This window comes from Vibrio sp. 1401 (genome assembly GCF_033340295.1).
This window is the reverse complement of the sequence record NZ_JAWOWF010000518.1, coordinates 1-618: the sequence shown is the minus strand read 5'-3', so window position 1 is coordinate 618 and position 618 is coordinate 1. Positions and strand designations below refer to the sequence as shown.

The window sequence follows — 618 nt, the reverse complement described above, 5'->3', positions numbered from 1 at the left end:
CCCATCTCAAAAGAAAGCGTTAATAACGTGCTTATCGAAACATTTAGTGACAGCGTCACTGAATTACAACTAAAGGATGGCTGGCATCTGCAAACTGGCTCGTCTCTTGAAGTGCGCGCTGCGACTCACTACCACTTTTCTACGGGGAACGTGCTGGATTACATCCTGCTTTCTCAAGAGTTTGATACACATTCGGATGTATCGGTAGCGGAAGTGATTGATTATCAAGTGTTAGAACAACACCTGATTAACCCATCCTATGAGAAAGACAAAAACGCCAGCGATCACGCGTTTGTGTCGCTGACGGTCGAGGTGAAACTGTAAGTGCCGAGACTATTGTCGTTTGACAATTTTGCGAGGAATAAGCTCCACACCCGGTTTGTAACGTTTGGCCGAGGCATTCAGTGCCAACTCCATCGCGCTATCAGCAATTAACTCAAATTGCTGAGGCAGAGAGTTGATTTTCACTGGTAAGAAGTCCAGCAGTCGATTATCACCAAATGTCGCCAGACGAACTTGACTCATGAGTTCCGGCTTTTCAAGCATCACGTCCAGGACGCCTTCAAGCAACGTGTAGGAAGTCGTCACGATCGCATCAGGCAAACTGTCTGCTTGAAC

At 46.9% G+C, this 618-nt stretch carries 2 pseudogenes; one reads left to right on the top strand and one right to left on the bottom strand.

Annotated features, from left to right (window positions below):
- Positions 1-324, top strand: a pseudogene (locus R7Z77_RS26590) (endonuclease/exonuclease/phosphatase family protein); the annotation flags it as partial.
- Between the two features lie 9 nt (positions 325-333).
- On the opposite strand, the pseudogene R7Z77_RS26585 reads toward R7Z77_RS26590, so the two are convergent.
- Positions 334-618, bottom strand: a pseudogene (locus R7Z77_RS26585) (catabolite repressor/activator); the annotation flags it as partial.